Source organism: Nonomuraea maheshkhaliensis, from assembly GCF_039529435.1.
Taxonomy (GTDB): domain Bacteria; phylum Actinomycetota; class Actinomycetes; order Streptosporangiales; family Streptosporangiaceae; genus Nonomuraea; species Nonomuraea maheshkhaliensis.
Window position 1 is genome coordinate 42,461 of record NZ_BAAAMU010000070.1, and the last position, 16,120, is coordinate 58,580.

Genomic DNA, 16,120 nt, shown 5'->3' on the forward strand with positions numbered 1-16,120 from the left:
GCCGATCCCCACGCCTGACCTGGCCGATCCCCACGCCTGACCTCGCCGACAGGAGGCCGTACACCTCATGCGCAACACCGGACTGGGAGGCTGGCCCGCCCGCCGGGCCATGATGACGCCGCAGCGGACCGCGTTCGTCTTCGCCGGCCGGTCCATCACCTACGCCGAGGTGCACGACAGGACGACACGCCTGGCGGCTCAGCTGCGCGCGTCGGGAGTGGGGGCGGGCGACCGGGTCGCCTACCTCGGACGCAACCATCCGGCCTTCGTCGAGACGATGTTCGCCGCACACCTGCTGGGCGCGATCTTCGTACCGCTGAACTTCCGGCTGGCGGTGCCGGAGGTGGCGTACATGCTGGACCATTCGGGCGCCGAGACGTTGATCTACGCGCCCGAGTGCGCCGACGTCGTCCACGCCCTGCCGGAGGACGGTCCACGACACCGCGTCCCGCTCGGCGAGGAGCACTACGAGCCCTGGCTCGCCCAAGGCGACCCCACCCCGATCGACACGCCCGTTGACCTCGACGACCTGGCGCTCATCCTCTACACCTCGGGCACGACGGGCCGGCCCAAGGGCGCCACGCTCACCCACGGCAACCTGGTGTGGAACTCCTTCAACCTGCTGCTCGGCGTCGACGTCACCAGCACCGAGACGACGCTGATCAGCGCGCCGCTGTTCCACGTCGCGGCCCTGAACCAGACCCTGCTGCCGACCTTCCTCAAGGGCGGCCGCTCGGTGATCATGCCGTCGTGGGACGTGGACGAGTGCTACGACCTCATCGAGAAGCACGGCGTCACCTGGATGTTCGGGGTGAGCACGATGTTCGCCGCGTTCGCCCGCTCGCCCCGGTGGGCCGAGGCCGACCTGTCGTCGCTGCGGCACCTCATGGCGGGCGGGGCGTCGGTGCCGGCCGCGCTGATCCGCACGTACCAGGAGCGCGGGCTGGTGTTCTGCCAGGGCTACGGGCTCACCGAGACCGCTCCCGGGGCCACCTTCCTGGAGGCCGACCAGAGCGAGCGCAAGGTGGGGTCGGCGGGCGTGCCGGTGTTCTTCTCGAACGTACGAGTCGTGCGCGCCGACGGCACCGACGCGGCGGCCGGCGAGCCGGGCGAGGTGCTCATCCAGGGCCCGAACGTCACCCCCGGCTACTGGCGCGACCCCGAGGCGACCAGGGCCGCGTTCTCCGACGGCTGGTTCCACTCGGGCGACCTCGCCATGCTGGACGAGGACGGTCACCTGTACGTGGTCGATCGGGTGAAGGACATGTACATCTCGGGCGGGGAGAACGTCTACCCGGCCGAGGTGGAGGCGGCGATCTTCGAGCATCCCGCGGTCGCCGAGGCAGCCGTGCTGGGAGTGCCCGACGCGAAGTGGGGCGAGGCCGGACACGCGTTCCTCGTCCTGCGTCCCGGGGCGCTCATCACGGCCGGCGAACTGCGCGACTTCCTGCGCCCCAGTCTGGCCGCGTACAAGATCCCCGCCCATGTCGAGGTCGTGGACGAGCTGCCGAAGACCGGCTCCGGCAAGATCCACAAACTCGCACTGGCCCGTCGCTTCACGTGATCACACCGAACCCTTCGATCGCGCGGGCGCGACCGCCACTGCGGACCCGGCCAGGGCCGACTTCAATAGCAGACGCATCGCGTGATCGCCGCATCGACAGGAGTTTCGTCGCTCGAACGACTACTGACGCTCGCGCATCACCTGACTGGCCATGGTGGCGACAGCGCCGCCGTCCATACTTCGGAGACAACGCCGGCTGAGCCGGCTGTGGACCGGTCCTCATGCGGCGGGCTGAGTGCATATGGCAGTGCTGTGGGTCCTTGCGCCGAGAGCACGGTCGACCGTGTCAAGAACGCGATCGAGCTCTGCGGCTTGATATACCGCCGACATACCGGCGATCCCTAGGGTCAGCTCGTCCGTGAGAATCGACTCTTGGGGGAGACCAAAGATGAGCAAGCGCACCCGCTGGATCACCGCCCTCGTGAGCGGCCTGGACGACCCGAGCAAGGCGAGCAACGTCAAGACCCGGGACACCGACACCGTCTGGTCGGGGCCGGCGGGCTTGAAGTGCCAGGTGCGCACAGGCACGTACAAGGGCACGACCTATGTCTGGGGCCGTATGACCAAGGGGCGCACCGGCACGTTCAAGTCGCTGAAGAACGGTGTCGGCATGGGCCAGCTGGACGTCAACCTGGGTTCAGGGGAGACGCACTACAGCCGGGGCATGACATTGCAGAAGGGGTACACCTACGAGGCGTCCTTCTTCGACGGCAAGTACCGCTGCACGGCCAAGTGGACGAACTAGTAGACAGCTCCTGAGCTGGATGGCCGGATTCCGGGATCGTTGTCCGGCGTACGTTGTGATCTTCGTAGTGAGCCTGGCCGGACAGGATGTTCCGGCGGCAAGCCGTGGTTGCGGATCCAGGTAATGCATCCGCTCCATACGTGGTGCTGGCGCGCCGCACCCCAGTGCCGGGATGCCATGGCCGAGGCGCTCATGAGCTTGGCCCAGGAGTCAGGGGCCCGCGAACGTCGGCCATCCGCTGGAAGGCCCCGCCCCGCGCTCCTTCGTCACCTCCGAGGCCCTCTGACTCCGACCACCCGAAGCCCCGGCTATGCCGCGCTCCGTCCATCCAGCCCCTTCGGAAAGGATTCCCGTGCGTCTCGCTCGTCCTGTTGCTGCCGCGATGCTCATGGCCGCCGCTCTGGCTGTTCCGCAGCCCGCACAGGCTGCTGCCGGGTTCAAGCACCCCGGTGTCCTGGTCAGCCGTGCCCAGCTCGACTTCGTCAGGGCCAACCTCGGCAAGGAGCCTTGGAAGTCAGCCTGGGACGCCCTGCAGAAGAGCTCCTTCGCCTCGCTGTCCTACACGGCCAAGCCCCGCTCCGACGTGAACTGCGGCGGGAATTCCATTCCCGACAACGGCTGCTCGGACGAGCGTAAGGACGCGATGGCGGCCTACACGCATGCCCTGCGGTGGTACCTCAGCAAGGACGCCCGCTACGCCAAGAAGGCGATCCAGATCATGGACGCCTGGTCGGCCGTGATCACCAAGCACACTGGAAGCAACGCGCCGCTGCAGACCGGCTGGGCGGGCGCCAACTTCTCCCGGGCGGCCGAGCTCATCAAGCACACCTACGGCGGCGGCTGGAGCCAGGCCGGCCGGTTAGCGAGCAAGCTTCGCACCGTGTACCTCCCGACCCTGCTCGCCGGACGGCCCGACAACAACGGCAACTGGGAATTGATCATGACCGATGCCGCCATCGGCATCGCCGTACATCTCGATGACCGGACCTCCTTCAACAAAGCGGTCACGACGTGGTACGGCAGGCTGCCCGCCTACATCTACCTCACCACCGACGGGTCGATTCCCAAAGCTCCGCCGGGCAGCAAGTACAACACCAAGGCCGAGATCATCGAATACTGGCACGACCAGACCAAGTTCGTGGACGGCCTGACCCAGGAGACCTGCCGCGACTTCTGGCACACCGGCTGGGGCCTCGCGGCCATCTCCCATGTGGCAGAGACGGCCCACCACCAGGGCATAGACCTGTATGCAAAGGCCAAACACCGGCTGCGCCGCGCGATGGACCTGCACGCCAAGATCCAACTCAGCGGCTCAGTCCCCAGCTGGCTGTGCGGCGGCAAGGTCAAGGCCGACCTCGGCAACCACTACGAGGTCGGCTACAACGCGCTGCACAACCGACTCGGCTACAGCGACTTCCCCTACGCCGCCAAGTGGGTCGAGCAGAAGCGCCCCATGGGGACGTCGCACTTCCTGGGCTGGGAAACCCTCACCCATGCGCAGAACCCCGCCTCCTCCTCCAAGGAGACCGCTTCGATTTACGGGGCGTTACCGGACGGGAAGTTGACCTACACCGCCATCGACGCCGCCACCGGACAGCGCACGCATAACGCTGTGGTGTCCACGGCCACTCTGGGTTTCACCCCCAAGGCGATGGCGACGCTGGACTCCAACACCATCCTGGTCACCGAGGAAGGGTCGGAAGGCCGGCTCTACCGGGTCGACATCCAGAGCGACAGTGGCAGCCTCACCTTCGATCGGCCGGTCCATCTCGGCGGCGGTTACACCCACGACCTCCTCGCCTACGACGGCAACGGCCACCTGTTCGGCATCGCCGGCGGAACTCTGCGCCGCTACACCATCAACGCGGCCAAGCCCACGATCAGCGGCATCAGCGGCAACACCAAGATCGGCGACGGTTTCACCCTCAAGACCCTGACCACCACCGGCCCTGGCTGGATTCTCGGCACAACGACTGACGGCAGGCTGATCTCTTACCGGATCAACGGCGCCGGCTCCTGGCAGAGGTACCAGCTTCGCGACACCACCTGGCAGGTCTTCGACCATCTCCTGTCGCCCGGCGGGGGCGTGTACTACGGCCACCGGAGCGAGGGCTCCCTGTTCCGCTACGACGACGAGAACCCCTACGACGGCCGGGGCGACGACCTCCGCGGCCAGGGTGCCGTCGACACCACAGGCTGGACGCAAACCCTCCTGTCCGCCCAACCCGCCACCGTCAGCTGACCGACAACCGACAGCCGCCGGAACTGCGGACTGTCGCCGCGCTGACCCGGCGTCAGCACCAGCGACAACATCCGGCAGCGACCGTCGGCCGACAGGTGGAGTTCGCCGGTGAACCCGCCGCGGGACCAGCCTTAGCACTCCCCAGCCTGACCACCTCCGCCAGACGGGCGGCCAGCGAGGCCGGCACCGGATCGCTCCGCGCGGTCATGACACCTCACCGACCTGGTCCAGGGCATAAGCGGTGAGGGGCCGAGTGGGGACGTGCATGGGACCGAGTCGCAGGAATGCCTTCACCGGTTCGGCGCGTGGCCGGGCCGCGCGGCGGGGCCCCGGCCGCGGCCCCCGGCATCACGTGCTCCCCACGCATGTGGGGGTGACCCGATCCGGCAGGTGCGCGGCACCCGGGCTCGTAGGTGCTCCCCACGCGTGTGGGGGTGGCCCGTGGTGCGGCAGCTTGCAGGAGCTCTGGGGGAGGTGCTCCTCAAGCACGTAGAGCTTGATCACGAGCACCCCTGGTGGCGTCTTGCACAGCTTGATCGTTTGGGAACGCAATGGGAACGATCAACTGTGGAGCGCCGGCATCAGCCGTCGACCCCCGGACACGAAGCGAGAGGCCCGTCACCGCGTTTCCGCTGGTGACGGGCCTCTTCCCGCTGGTGTGGCAGGTGCAAGGTCCGAACTTGCGTAGGCTGAGCCGACGGTTTACAGGGGATCATCGATCTCGACCCAACTGACCGCTTGACCTGCGCCTCCGGGTCGCGTCTCGGCTATGCGACGTCACATCATCCCGCGCGTATCCCGGATCTTGCTCCAGTGAGCTCGATCTCGAACGGATCGCCGTTGTACTCGATCAATCGGGCCAAAGCTTCACGGTCCCGTTCAACCGAACCACAGGCGCGGACATGATTGCGCCACTCATCAGCGCTCGCCTTGGCCATGCCCACCCCGTCACCGTAAACTCCCCAAACCGCTCACGCGGAACCACGGCAGCAGCCCGACAGGAATCATGTGAGCTCGTGCTCCGATCTCCACCCCCGCCAAGCAAATTTGCTTACGGTGGCCGCGGCGATCACGCGGCAGGCGATTCCCCGTTCATGCGGGCGGTAAGCCATGGTTGCAGCCATGCTGACCATGAATGCTGCTCGGTTCCGACCTCTGTCCATATTATGACGGAAGCTTCCGGTTGGTGCCCAGGTGGTGCTGACAGTACGCGGCAAGGATTCGGCCGGCTGAATATGGTCAGCGTCGTCTGCTACCACATCGTCGAGCGGTGGCACCTGTTCTACAACCTGCTCATCTACCATGTCGAGTATGTTTTCCCGACCGTACTCCCCCGCGAACTACCCGCGGCACGTGGCGCCGTTCAACAGATTCGCCACATCAAACACCGGCAGGAGGCTGCTGGACGCCTATCTGCGCGACATCTATCAAGACATAGATGACTGGCTCCCGATTCCGGCGGCAGCGGGCACGGACTACCGGGGATCCCTGGAGCGACATCTTGCCGACCTGGACTTTCCCAGAACGCTAGCCGCATACCTTGACGAAACCGGCGACGAGGAAACAGTCTCCGCAATGGAGGATCTCCACCACCGGATTCGCGAGACCTTCGAACCGGTGGCTTCATATCCGATCCCAATCACCGCGCTGACCGAACTGGAGGACCACATCCGGCGCAGCATCCAAAGAGCTGACGATGCCACAGCCATGGTAAGCGTCGTGTTCGCCCACCCGAGGTCGATCGTCTTCAGGGACCTTCGAAACAACTTCGCATATATCAATGTCCGCTCGGGGGAGGCTTGGGACGTATACTTCGCCGGTTACGTGAAAGTGCCGCTCATCAACCGCTGGCGCTTCGATGCCGAGAGCTTCAACGAAACCCGCAAGGCGATCGAGAGCCTTCATCAGAAGGCTCTCCGGTCCATCCACTCCCCAGCGCAGTACGCCAGATCGTGGAACTTCTCGGGCACCGCCGACATCGTCAGTTTCATGGCTTACCTGCAAGACGACATCCACCTCGACTGGCTCTCTCTGCACGCCTGCCGACTGCTCGACGCCGACGGCCGTTACCTTCGCTACAGCCTCGGTGAGATAGTCGAGAGCCTTAGCGATTGGCGGAAAGAAGACGACGCCGTCATGCGAGAATTCGCACCGGGCGAGATGAACCGTGAAGTAGCATCCGCGCTTTCGCTGAAGTCGGTCTTGACCGCAACGGCTCAGCAGTTCCCAGGCGGCATAGCGGTCAACGCCGCCTATGATCTCCTCAAGAAAGTCCTGGGAGGATGAACAAGCCCTTCCGGGAAGGGCGCCAGCGCAAACGCCATTGCCAGCTTGAGCTCGGAATCCGAGTCGGTGGTCGGCCAGGCGAGGAGGAGCAGCAGCAGAACCGCCACTGCGGACCCGGCCAAGGCCGACCTCAATAAGAGACGCACAGCGTGATTGTCGCAAATCAGGGGCGGACAGGTCGATATACGGATACTGGCCTGCTGAACCTCGGCGACCAGCGAAGGCCAGCCTTCAGACGGTGGTCTTCCCGATCACGCGTCCTGGAGCATGTGACCATGCAGCAACTCCCCGACCCGTTGCCACACTTCTACGACTGCGGCTGCCCGGACATCTACTTCTGCCCAGCGTCCGACGAAGTCGAGTGCGCTCGCCACAGCGGTTTCTCTGCCTGCCGCGACAACATACCTGGCCACATCCCCGTGCGGACGCACACGCCTCCCACCTGATCATCCCGCCTGCCGTCGACCCGCCCACAGGGGAAGCGGGCCACGGATACCGGATGGAGCGCCCCGTCGGACGAACGATCTGGTATCCGTGGCCCTGGTCCGCTCGGCTTGTCCCGGGTCGATGGCGGGCGGGATGATCAGGCTTCCACCTCAGCCACCTACTGCCCGACGCCTGGCGCGGCGATCATCCCGGAGCCAGAGTGCCCCCGCCGGAGGCGATCCCATCGTACGACCGTCACAGGGACGGTCAGGTGAGGACCCTCGTCCCCTTATGAGGATTGATCGGTTCAAGGTCTACCAACACTTAGGAGGGTGCGTCAGCCTCATCGAGCAACGCCGACAAGCGCGGGTAATGGCGGCGCATCTCCTCGACATCGCTGAAGTCCCACATCTCCCCCAACGTCGGGTACTCCCCAGTGCCCTCGGGCAGTTCCTGGCCCATGACGCCCTCGTAGGCCCTGTTGGGGGTGTACATGAAGCCCTCGCACTCGCATTCGTCGGAATCGTCGAGCATGCAACTGCGGACCGGCCCGTACTCTGCAAGGGAATCCGGATTATCGAGTGCTGCTTCGTAGACCTGACGTCCCTGGCCGACCAGCCAGCAACGGAAATACTCGAAGCCGTCGTCGGAGCAGCCAGCGTTGATCAGGTAGGCGGCTCCCCAGAGGTCGATCCGATGTGCGGCGAGGCGGAGGTCAGTGAGGTGACGGTCGAATGCGACGATCTCCGGCGGGGGTAATCGGCTGAGCCTTGAGGTCAGTTCGTCGCAGTCATCGTCGGGGCCGGCGGCCGGAGGGCATTCCGCGAGGATCGCCCAGAAGTCGTCACGAGTCATGATCGGCATTCTGACATCGTGGGTCGTGCATGGGGAACGGCTGATCTACGACAACCGGTGGATTCGGCTGGGGCTGGCCGAGGTGGAGATCCCCGGCGGGGAGCGGTTCGAGCATCACGTGGTGCATCTGGATCGGGCCGCCATCGCGGTCGTTCTGGATGAGCAGGATCGGGTCTTGGTGATGTGGCGGCATCGGTTCGTGTTCGATCGGTGGGGTTGGGAGCTTCCCGGCGGGCTCGTCGAAGCCGGTGAGGATCCGATGGCGACCGCTGTCCGGGAGGTGGAAGAGGAAGCCGGGTACCGGCCGAAGAACGTCGAACGCCTGGTGAGCTATCAGCCGATGGCCGGCATGGTGGATGCGGAGCACCTGCTGTTCGTGGCGCGTGGGGCCGAACTGGTGGGCTCGCCTGAGGGTGAGGTGGAGGCCGACCGGGTCGAGTGGGTTCCGATGGCGGAGGTTCCCGGCATGATTGCCCGCGGGGACATCTGGACGTCCGGGACGTTGATCGGGTTGCTTCAGCAGCGAACGCGGTGGCGTCGTGGCCTCAACCGCCTACACCGAGGTCTGGCAGGCCGCTCGCCTCCTGGCCTTCGCACCCGCCCAGGTCGCCTCTCCGCTCGCCAAACGCCCGTACGATCTCCGGCACGCGGCCGTCTCACTCTGGCTCAACGCGAGCGTCTCAGCCCCGGACGTGGCCGAGAGGGCGGGCCACAGCGTCGATGTCCTGCTGAGGGGTCTACGCCAAGTGCATCGACGGCCAACAGGAGATCGCCAACAAGCGAATCGGCGATGCACTCGCCGCATGACCACGTCCCAACCGCACCCAGAGCCCCGGCCCACCACCGGGGCTCTTCTTCTTGGCCGCGTATTGGCCAAATCGGGCCACCGACCTGCGGAAACGCGCTCAAGATCATTGCACGTATATTGGTGGACCAGCGGCAACGGGCCGCTCAGAGCGGCATCCGACTGCACACCCCTGAAATGCAGAAGAGGCCCCGTAGGGCCTCTGAGCTGCACTTACTGCTGGTGGCAGGTGCAAGGTTCGAACTTGCGTAGGCTGAGCCGACGGTTTTACAGTCCCGTTGCAAAGGGGGTCCGACCTGGTCTTCCTTAACTGACTAGGCCTCAGCGGGAACATAGAGGGAAACGATCACGATGTACGGGTGGTCGTGGCGGAGAAGCAGGCCGCTGGTCGGATTCGACGGTTTAGGCTCCACCAACCACTGGGATCCCCGACTCTTGCACCCAACTTTCGATCACCGCCCAGGTCGACCCCCATGCATAAGGACTAATGCTCCCATCGCGCCTGGCCTGTGCGTTCTCCGCGATGCCGAACATCTGCAGCAGGTCGCCGACCAAATGGGCGGCTGCTCTGATCAGAGGCTGGCCATCATCGGACAGATCGTCTAGCCAGGCCACTGACTCGCCATGGGCGAGCCTGACTGCGCGCGATCCCCAGGAACGAGGGGCTCCTCCTATCTTAGTGGGGGTTAGTAGATCGACGACATATCTGCCGTAGCTCGGATCGTTGTGTGGCCATTCCTCGCCATAATGCTTCGGCTTTATGGCTGGATGCAGATATAGGTCGGAAAGTAGCATGACACGTAGCAGAGCTGATCCCGTCGCACCTGTACGGTCGCGTGCATGCCGACCGAGGTAACGCAAGGCGCTGATGGTGCGCAAGACAATTTCGGCGTCTAGTATCCCAACCTTAGTCTCGTCTCCGGAGGAGGGGTTGATGGCCTCTGGATGGATGACGAAAGTGCCGGCGCCATCGGCGTGCAGTTCAGCGCGCACCGCGTGTCCCGTCCCTGGATGCGATTCCGCAATTATCCGGCGATGGCCAACACTTACATCTTGGAAGGTCGGGGTTACTGCACCCAGCATGACGACTTCGTCCCTGGCCTGCTGCCGAAGCCGATCGACAGCGGCCCCATCCACAAGCATGTCGCCGGGCAGATCTGGCACGAGGGACACCATGAATACCGGAAGTGGGCGAGGAATCTGCTCGCTTGTTCGGGCTGCTACGAATACGGCGGAACTCTCCAATTCACGTAGCCGCTCTTCTTGGCCGGAAGCGCTCATCAAACGCCGCCGATAGGCGGCTGCAATCTCCGACTCGACCAGCCACACCTTGTCGGCCCCGTGCCGCCGCGGCCAGCGCAAACCACTCTCACGGCGAGAAGGAACGGACACAGCATGCGGTGCATATGAGCTGGGCGGGATCCCTATCAGCAGCACTCCTCTTCCAGGGCTGTCGGGGTTTTCGACGCGCAGGAGAGTGAAGTTCGGCATCGGATGAATGCGCGAGGCAACTGCCTGACGAATTCGACTCTCAATATTGCCGAACTCGATATCCATCACCTTCGAGGGAACCTCCGCCACTTCGGCCATGCCCACAATGATCAGGCCGCCGACGTGGTTGGCGAAGGTCGCGATGTCAACGGCAATGTCTTCGTTGCCCTTCTCCGTCCTTTCCTTGTCGCCAGATGCGTACTCACGCTTGTAGTCCAGATCTTCCGCTTCTCGGGCGTTGGGGTTTCCCACCAAAGCGGTGATGTGCTGGTAGGTCACCCCTTCTAGGGGAGCTATCCCTAGAAGAGTTTCCAGACGACGAGGACTGTACAGCATAGACGATAAGACTCCTCTAGGTGTGAGTCAGCAGTAAGGATGAGTCGTTACGGTAAGTGGCTGGGTATAGAGAGTCTCACGACGAGACGCTGCCAACCATCGAGCCCACAACATCTGCGCGGAGGGCAACGCTTATAGCCTCATTCCATGCAAGCTGGAGTCGATCCCGAGTACTGCCGCTATCTGGATGGGGACGACCACGGCGTGGGGTGTGAGCCGCGCGGGTCAAGCTCCTCGTCGGCCTAGAGTACGCTCACGGGTCTTCCCGAAATGGCCGCTTCCCATCAGAACCGGGGAACCATGAAACTTCCTCCTTCCTGATCATCCTCATCCATGGGAGGCGGCGGAAGGATGGCAGAGAGATCCTCATCTATTGCGATCTCGTATTGAGTGGCTATAGCGGCTACAAAAAAGCCCACCCGAGATCTCAGGTCGCCGAGCGCTAGACCGAAACGATCGGCTCCACTGGAGCCCATCCGATACCTGAAGTTCTCACCCTCAGGGCCAGCAACATCGACGAAGTGACGGAATGCAGCCCTCATAGCCTTCAGCGCAAGGTGGAGCTCCCTGCCCATGTCGTACCGTCTGAGTTGTTCGGTAAGGAACGCCCGAATCTGGAGCGCTGAGCTTATGCAGAACCGCTCATCTTCGACATGTCGGTCACCAAAGAGCAGTCGGCGATCTTCGAGGAAGACGATCACCTCGTGGGCGATTGTGTGATCCGTACTCTTCTTCTGCCACTCAACGCCGAAGACAGGCGTGCTCACGCCTGTCTGTTCGTATGGTATCCGGCCCATGATCTGAGCGTAGTGTCCCGCTTCGGGTACCGTGGGATGTTTACGGCATCATGCAGGTCATTGCATGAACCAGTTGAGGTCCACCGTGAAGATTACGGGCACAGCGACATCCGACAGTATTAGATCTAGTCGCACACGTTCACGTACGCGGCTGCTCATGGTTGGTCAAGTATCTTGGCCGTGATCAGGAATGGGACGACCCCTGAAGCCTCGTGAGCGCCAGTCAGCGGCATGGCCTCCCCCGCCGCTCCCTGCTCACGAACAGCTCTGATAGCAGGCATCGTCATCATGCGCGTTTCCACTGGAAGCGGGGCACGGCCACCACGTGGCGCGTACGTCACCGGAAAGGCCGTGTCTCCGCGCTGAAGGGTGAGGGTGATCTCCTCACCTGCGCTCTCGGCGACCTGGGAACCGGCAGGCGCGCCTCGATCGTCACATCACCTCCCGAATACCTGCCTCTTCGGCGGCCCAACCAGCGATCAGGCCGCTGACGATGCGGGTTTCGAGGCTGGCCAGGTCGAAACCCAACTCGGTGACGTACTCCTGGGTCTGTTCGCGAGTGAAGTGCGGGTCGAGCACGTCAGGAGCCGGGATTGTCCATCGGCCGGCCTCCATGACGGCGAAGTCGTCGCGGCCGGTCACCCCCAGCTCGGCCTCTACCAGGTCGAGCCACTCGGGAACGCCTACCTTCTCGCCATCGCGCCACCGATGGAGGACTGCGAGGACCAGATCGTCAAGCGAGCGGCGGCCACGGCGAGCGGAGCTGATCTTGGCGTTGAGGTCGATGAGGTAGAACAGGCCACGACCGTACGGCACTCGCTGGGCGCGCTGGTCCTTCCCAAACAGCTCGGCCGCCGCGGCGCGGGTGAGGGTCTGCAGGAGGTTGGGTTAATAGGAGCGGGCCCTCCAGTCGAACCCCTGCAAGATCGGCGCCTTGGCCCAGGATGAGGGCATCCGAACGAGCCAACCATTGCGCGTGAGGACCGCATCGGAACAAAGCGCAGTCACCGAAGATTGTCCCCTCGTTCGGGGCACCAGCTATCCACGAAGCCGCGATCTGATCCGCCACTACCAGGCAAAACAGTATCCGCTTCGTCTGCTGAGCCAGCGCAGAGCGACCATGAGTGATCGAGTAGAGGTGCCCACCGACATCCTCCTGACCAACGGAGGGCATAGCCAGTTGATCACATTACCGGGACAGACGGGCAATTACTAGTTGAAACGTTGATCCAAAACTGTACGATAGCAACATAAGGATGGTCGGATCAGGGAGGTGCGATGCTGTTCGAGCAGAGAGCATTCGCCAGGCTGAGCTTCTTACACAAGCTACCCGACTTATACGAAAACGCGTTCGAGGATTTCTTCCATAATCTTATGGCGGCCCGCTATACCGACTATGTCGATATTAGGACGCATGGAAATATTGGCGATCAGGGCGGTGACGGCCTCAGCCTTCACAACCGCAGACTCTACGCTGTCTATGCCCCTCAGGTTTTCGATGTCTACAAAATCAAGAGTAAGTTCACATCAGATCTAAAAAAGGCCAAGGCGAAGCGCAACGGTCAGTTCGACACGTTCGTATTTGTACATAATGATTATCGCGGAACCCACCCGGACATGGCGTCTATAATCGCCATCGCTACACGCGACCATGCTCCGCTGAAGTTTGATCACATGGGCAGAAGGCGCTTGTGGCAGGAAATCATGCAGCTGAGCCTTGATCAGATCGAAGATTTACTTGGCTGCGTTGTTCCGGTACATGAGCGGACGTATGGGGTTGGCCTGGAGGATTTAGCCGAACTTCTTAGCCATCTTCGTGATAAGCGACGTGCCGCCGATCCCATGATGGACCTACAGGAGGTCAGCGGCCTAAAGCTTGACTACAACGGCCTCGATGGCGAGAGTCGGGAAGATCTCGTAAAAGCCATGAAATACACGCACCTCGTAGATGAGTACTTTGCAGGACTCATCAACCCTCAAGAGGTGGACGAGATCGCAGCTGGCTTCTCTATGTATTACCGTCAAACGCGTAAACTTCTGGACGATCCGGAAGATATCCTTTGGCATCTAGAAGAGTATGTTCTCGGCAACGCCCGTCAGCACCCGCAAGTGCATCGTGCCGCATGGGTTGTACTTGCATATTTCTTTGAGAGATGCGATATATTTGAGCAGCCTACACCTAACTGGCGACCAGCAACTTCAGGGATCGCGTAGTGATCACGCCTACAAAAGGGATCGCCCCCGATCGCGCACTGCTGGCTGTCGGCGCCCAGATCCTGCAACAAATTGACGGACCCACATCAGTTAGCCAGGCATGGTACAAGCTCCGATCATGGAGACTAGAAAATAGCCACCATGCGCCTATATCCTTCGGCTGGTTCACGCTATCTCTGGATGTTCTATACGCGATGGGTCTTATCGAAGCCCGAGATGGCCTCCTAGTTACTAGGAGGGTAGATGCTTCGGAAGCTAACAGCTGATGACTCCCGCTTTAAGACACTCGATTTCACCCCGGGACTTAATATTGTCGTTGCAGACACCACCTCCGTCTCTGCTGCTACAGACAGCCGTAACAGTGCCGGGAAGTCCAGCATCATCGAGTTGCTCCACTTCCTCCTAGGGGCGCGACCAGATAAGCACCTAGCAACCAAGAAAGCTCTGCGTGGCATTCGTTTTAGATTGCACCTAGATTGGCCGGGCGTTCCTGACACACTGCGCGTAACGCGCATCGGAACAAATCCGAACGCAGTAGAGCTTGATCATGACGTCACTACTGGGATGCAGGGGCAACTTGACTTCGGCACCACCGATATTCCGTTGTCGGAGTGGAATCAACTTATCGAAGCGGCGTTGTTCGGTCTGAAGGATGAACATGACGGCATAAGCGGGCGGAACCTTCTCTCATACTATATTCGCCGGGTAAGCTCTCACGCCTTCAATGAACCGATTCGCACCCATGCCCGCCAGACAGAAGTCGTTGCGGCGAGCAACTTGGCATACCTGCTTGGTTTGGACTGGCGACTCGCGACTCGCTATCGCGAGATCTCGGCGAGAGAAGCTACAAGAACCCAATTGAGGAAGGCTGTCAACGACCCGGTATGGGGACGCATCGTTGGTAACACAGCGGAGCTCCGCGGTCAGATTACGGTTGCCGAGGCGCGAATTACACGGTTGCGAGAGCAGATAGACAGCTTCCGGGTCGTTCCTGAATATGAAAACTTGAAGCAACGCGCGGACGCCATATCTAAAGAGATCCGGCGACTTACGAATGAAGATGTAGTGGACCGCCGGAATTTGCAGGACCTCGAATCAGCTATCCGTGAAACAAACGGGGTTGAAGTCGATTATGTAGAGCGCGTCTACCAGGAACTCGGCGTTGTGCTCTCCAATCAGGTTCGACGCCGTTTCGAAGACGTCCGCGCTTTCCACGAATCTGTCGTACGCAATCGCCACCGGTATCTGAGTGATGAGATATCCACGGTGCAACGGCAGCTCGAAGGCCGAAGAATTCAGAGAGAACGCCTGGGGGATGAACAGGCGCAGATTCTGCGACAACTCGACGAAGGAGGAGCCCTTGAGGCGCTTACAGTACTCCAGCGCGTGTACGCGCAGGAACAAGCGTCTCTAGACGCTTTGAGGAATCGGTTGGCTGCAGCACAAGCTCTTGAGGCGAGTGCTCGCCAGATAACTGCCATGCGAGTTCAAATTGAGGACGAGATGGCGGCCGACCTGGAGGATCGGGCTACGCAAAGCAGCGAGGCCACTCTTCTTTTCGACCAGTTTGCAAAGAAGCTGTACGGCGAACAGCGAGCGGGCTATCTTGCGATTGAGGCTGGGCGAAATAGCTTGAAGATCACACCTCGCATTGATGACGACGATAGTCGAGGCATTGGCAGCATGGTTATCTTTTGCTTCGATCTAACGTTGGCAGTCATCGCTCGTCGCCATAACAGAGGCCCCGACTTCCTTGTGCACGATAGTCATCTTTTTGATGGTGTCGATGATCGACAACTTAAGGCTGCATTCGAACTCGCCGAACAGGTCTCTCGCGAAGAAGGATTGCAATACATTGCGACTATCAATAGTGATGACCTGGGGAAAGCACAAAGGCGTGGTTTCGACTCGAGTCCATACGAGTTGACTACCCGACTCACTGATGCCTACGAAGACGGCGGCCTGTTCGGCTTCCGATTCTGAACCTAGCATGCAACCGTACGCCGTTCCGGCTGTCGCACCAGGCAAGCGCCAGCACTGTGCGTCAAGCTGAGAAGGACCAGGGCTCACGTCTGCAGTGTCGTCAGCCTGCTGACCCACAGCCTTCGCACAATCTGCAGAATGTGCGCATTGAAGCGTCCCTGCAGGTCAACAGGCTCGCCGAGATCAATTGCGCCGACATGATGGGCGACCAGCAAATTGCCGCAGTATTCCGCAAAACCACCGCCCTCTAGGATCACTCGCCGGAGGGCGCTCTGTCGACAACCAACGGCCCACAAGCGTCACAGAGCAACTCCGTGCGATCTAGTACGGCAGCCGCCATTTGTTAGCTGACCTGGATATATGCAGTGGTCAGACG

The 16,120-nt window shown here is 61.9% G+C and carries 13 protein-coding genes; 8 read left to right on the forward strand and 5 right to left on the reverse strand.

Annotation, left to right across the window (positions count from 1 at the left end; translation table 11 throughout):
* Positions 1-67 precede the first annotated feature (67 nt).
* The 3 genes from ABFX54_RS35895 to ABFX54_RS35905 all read left to right on the forward strand — a co-directional run bounded on the left by ABFX54_RS35895 (position 68) and on the right by ABFX54_RS35905 (position 4,551).
* The gene (locus ABFX54_RS35895) at positions 68-1,564 is read left to right on the forward strand and encodes an acyl-CoA synthetase (RefSeq protein ID WP_346111147.1); all 1,497 of its coding nucleotides are present in this window, start codon (positions 68-70) and stop codon (positions 1,562-1,564) included.
* 388 nt (positions 1,565-1,952) lie between these two features.
* Positions 1,953-2,309: a hypothetical protein gene (locus tag ABFX54_RS35900; protein ID WP_346111148.1), complete on the forward strand. Its 357-nt coding sequence runs from the start codon at positions 1,953-1,955 to the stop codon at positions 2,307-2,309.
* Between the two features lie 352 nt (positions 2,310-2,661).
* Positions 2,662-4,551 (forward strand): alginate lyase family protein, encoded by a 1,890-nt coding sequence (locus ABFX54_RS35905; RefSeq protein WP_346111149.1) that lies wholly within the window; start codon positions 2,662-2,664, stop codon positions 4,549-4,551.
* Between the two features lie 782 nt (positions 4,552-5,333).
* Here the strand turns inward: ABFX54_RS35905 and ABFX54_RS35910 are convergent.
* Positions 5,334-5,495, reverse strand: coding sequence for a hypothetical protein (locus ABFX54_RS35910; RefSeq protein ID WP_346111150.1), 162 nt, complete (start codon positions 5,493-5,495; stop codon positions 5,334-5,336).
* A 409-nt stretch (positions 5,496-5,904) separates the two neighbouring features.
* Between ABFX54_RS35910 and ABFX54_RS35915 the strand changes: the two genes are divergently transcribed.
* Entirely contained in the window at positions 5,905-6,837 is a 933-nt protein-coding gene (locus tag ABFX54_RS35915) for a hypothetical protein (RefSeq protein WP_346111151.1), read from the forward strand.
* 750 nt (positions 6,838-7,587) lie between these two features.
* On the opposite strand, the gene ABFX54_RS35920 is transcribed toward ABFX54_RS35915, so the two are convergent.
* Complete coding sequence (locus ABFX54_RS35920) at positions 7,588-8,118, reverse strand: DUF4240 domain-containing protein (protein WP_346111152.1); 531 nt, start codon at positions 8,116-8,118, stop codon at positions 7,588-7,590.
* 181 nt (positions 8,119-8,299) lie between these two features.
* On the opposite strand from ABFX54_RS35920, the gene ABFX54_RS35925 reads away from it, so the two are divergent.
* Positions 8,300-9,175 carry an NUDIX hydrolase gene (locus ABFX54_RS35925; protein WP_346111161.1) on the forward strand — a complete coding sequence of 292 codons (876 nt, stop codon included), beginning with the start codon at positions 8,300-8,302 and terminating at the stop codon, positions 9,173-9,175.
* A 150-nt stretch (positions 9,176-9,325) separates the two neighbouring features.
* Here the strand turns inward: ABFX54_RS35925 and ABFX54_RS35930 are convergent, their stop codons facing one another.
* The 3 genes from ABFX54_RS35930 to ABFX54_RS35940 all read right to left on the reverse strand — a co-directional run bounded on the left by ABFX54_RS35930 (position 9,326) and on the right by ABFX54_RS35940 (position 12,363).
* On the reverse strand, positions 9,326-10,750 hold the full coding sequence (locus ABFX54_RS35930) for an AlbA family DNA-binding domain-containing protein (RefSeq protein ID WP_346111154.1): 1,425 nt from the start codon (positions 10,748-10,750) through the stop codon (positions 9,326-9,328).
* A 284-nt stretch (positions 10,751-11,034) separates the two neighbouring features.
* Positions 11,035-11,547 (reverse strand): DUF6650 family protein, encoded by a 513-nt coding sequence (locus ABFX54_RS35935; protein WP_346111155.1) that lies wholly within the window; start codon positions 11,545-11,547, stop codon positions 11,035-11,037.
* A 432-nt stretch (positions 11,548-11,979) separates the two neighbouring features.
* The gene (locus tag ABFX54_RS35940; RefSeq protein ID WP_346111157.1) at positions 11,980-12,363 is read right to left on the reverse strand and encodes a hypothetical protein; all 384 of its coding nucleotides are present in this window, start codon (positions 12,361-12,363) and stop codon (positions 11,980-11,982) included.
* A gap of 462 nt (positions 12,364-12,825) precedes the next feature.
* Here ABFX54_RS35940 and ABFX54_RS35945 point away from each other — a divergent pair, with 462 nt between their 5' ends.
* Genes ABFX54_RS35945 through ABFX54_RS35955 form a run of 3 tightly spaced genes read left to right on the forward strand, consistent with a single transcriptional unit; the run spans position 12,826 to position 15,744 of the window.
* Positions 12,826-13,761: an ABC-three component system protein gene (locus ABFX54_RS35945; RefSeq protein ID WP_346111158.1), complete on the forward strand. Its 936-nt coding sequence runs from the start codon at positions 12,826-12,828 to the stop codon at positions 13,759-13,761.
* Positions 13,761-14,027, forward strand: coding sequence for an ABC-three component system middle component 6 (locus ABFX54_RS35950; RefSeq protein WP_346111159.1), 267 nt, complete (start codon positions 13,761-13,763; stop codon positions 14,025-14,027). Before ABFX54_RS35945 ends, ABFX54_RS35950 begins: the two co-directional genes overlap by 1 nt.
* Entirely contained in the window at positions 14,005-15,744 is a 1,740-nt protein-coding gene (locus ABFX54_RS35955) for an ABC-three component system protein (protein ID WP_346111160.1), read from the forward strand. Before ABFX54_RS35950 ends, ABFX54_RS35955 begins: the two co-directional genes overlap by 23 nt.
* The last annotated feature ends 376 nt before the right edge of the window (positions 15,745-16,120 follow it).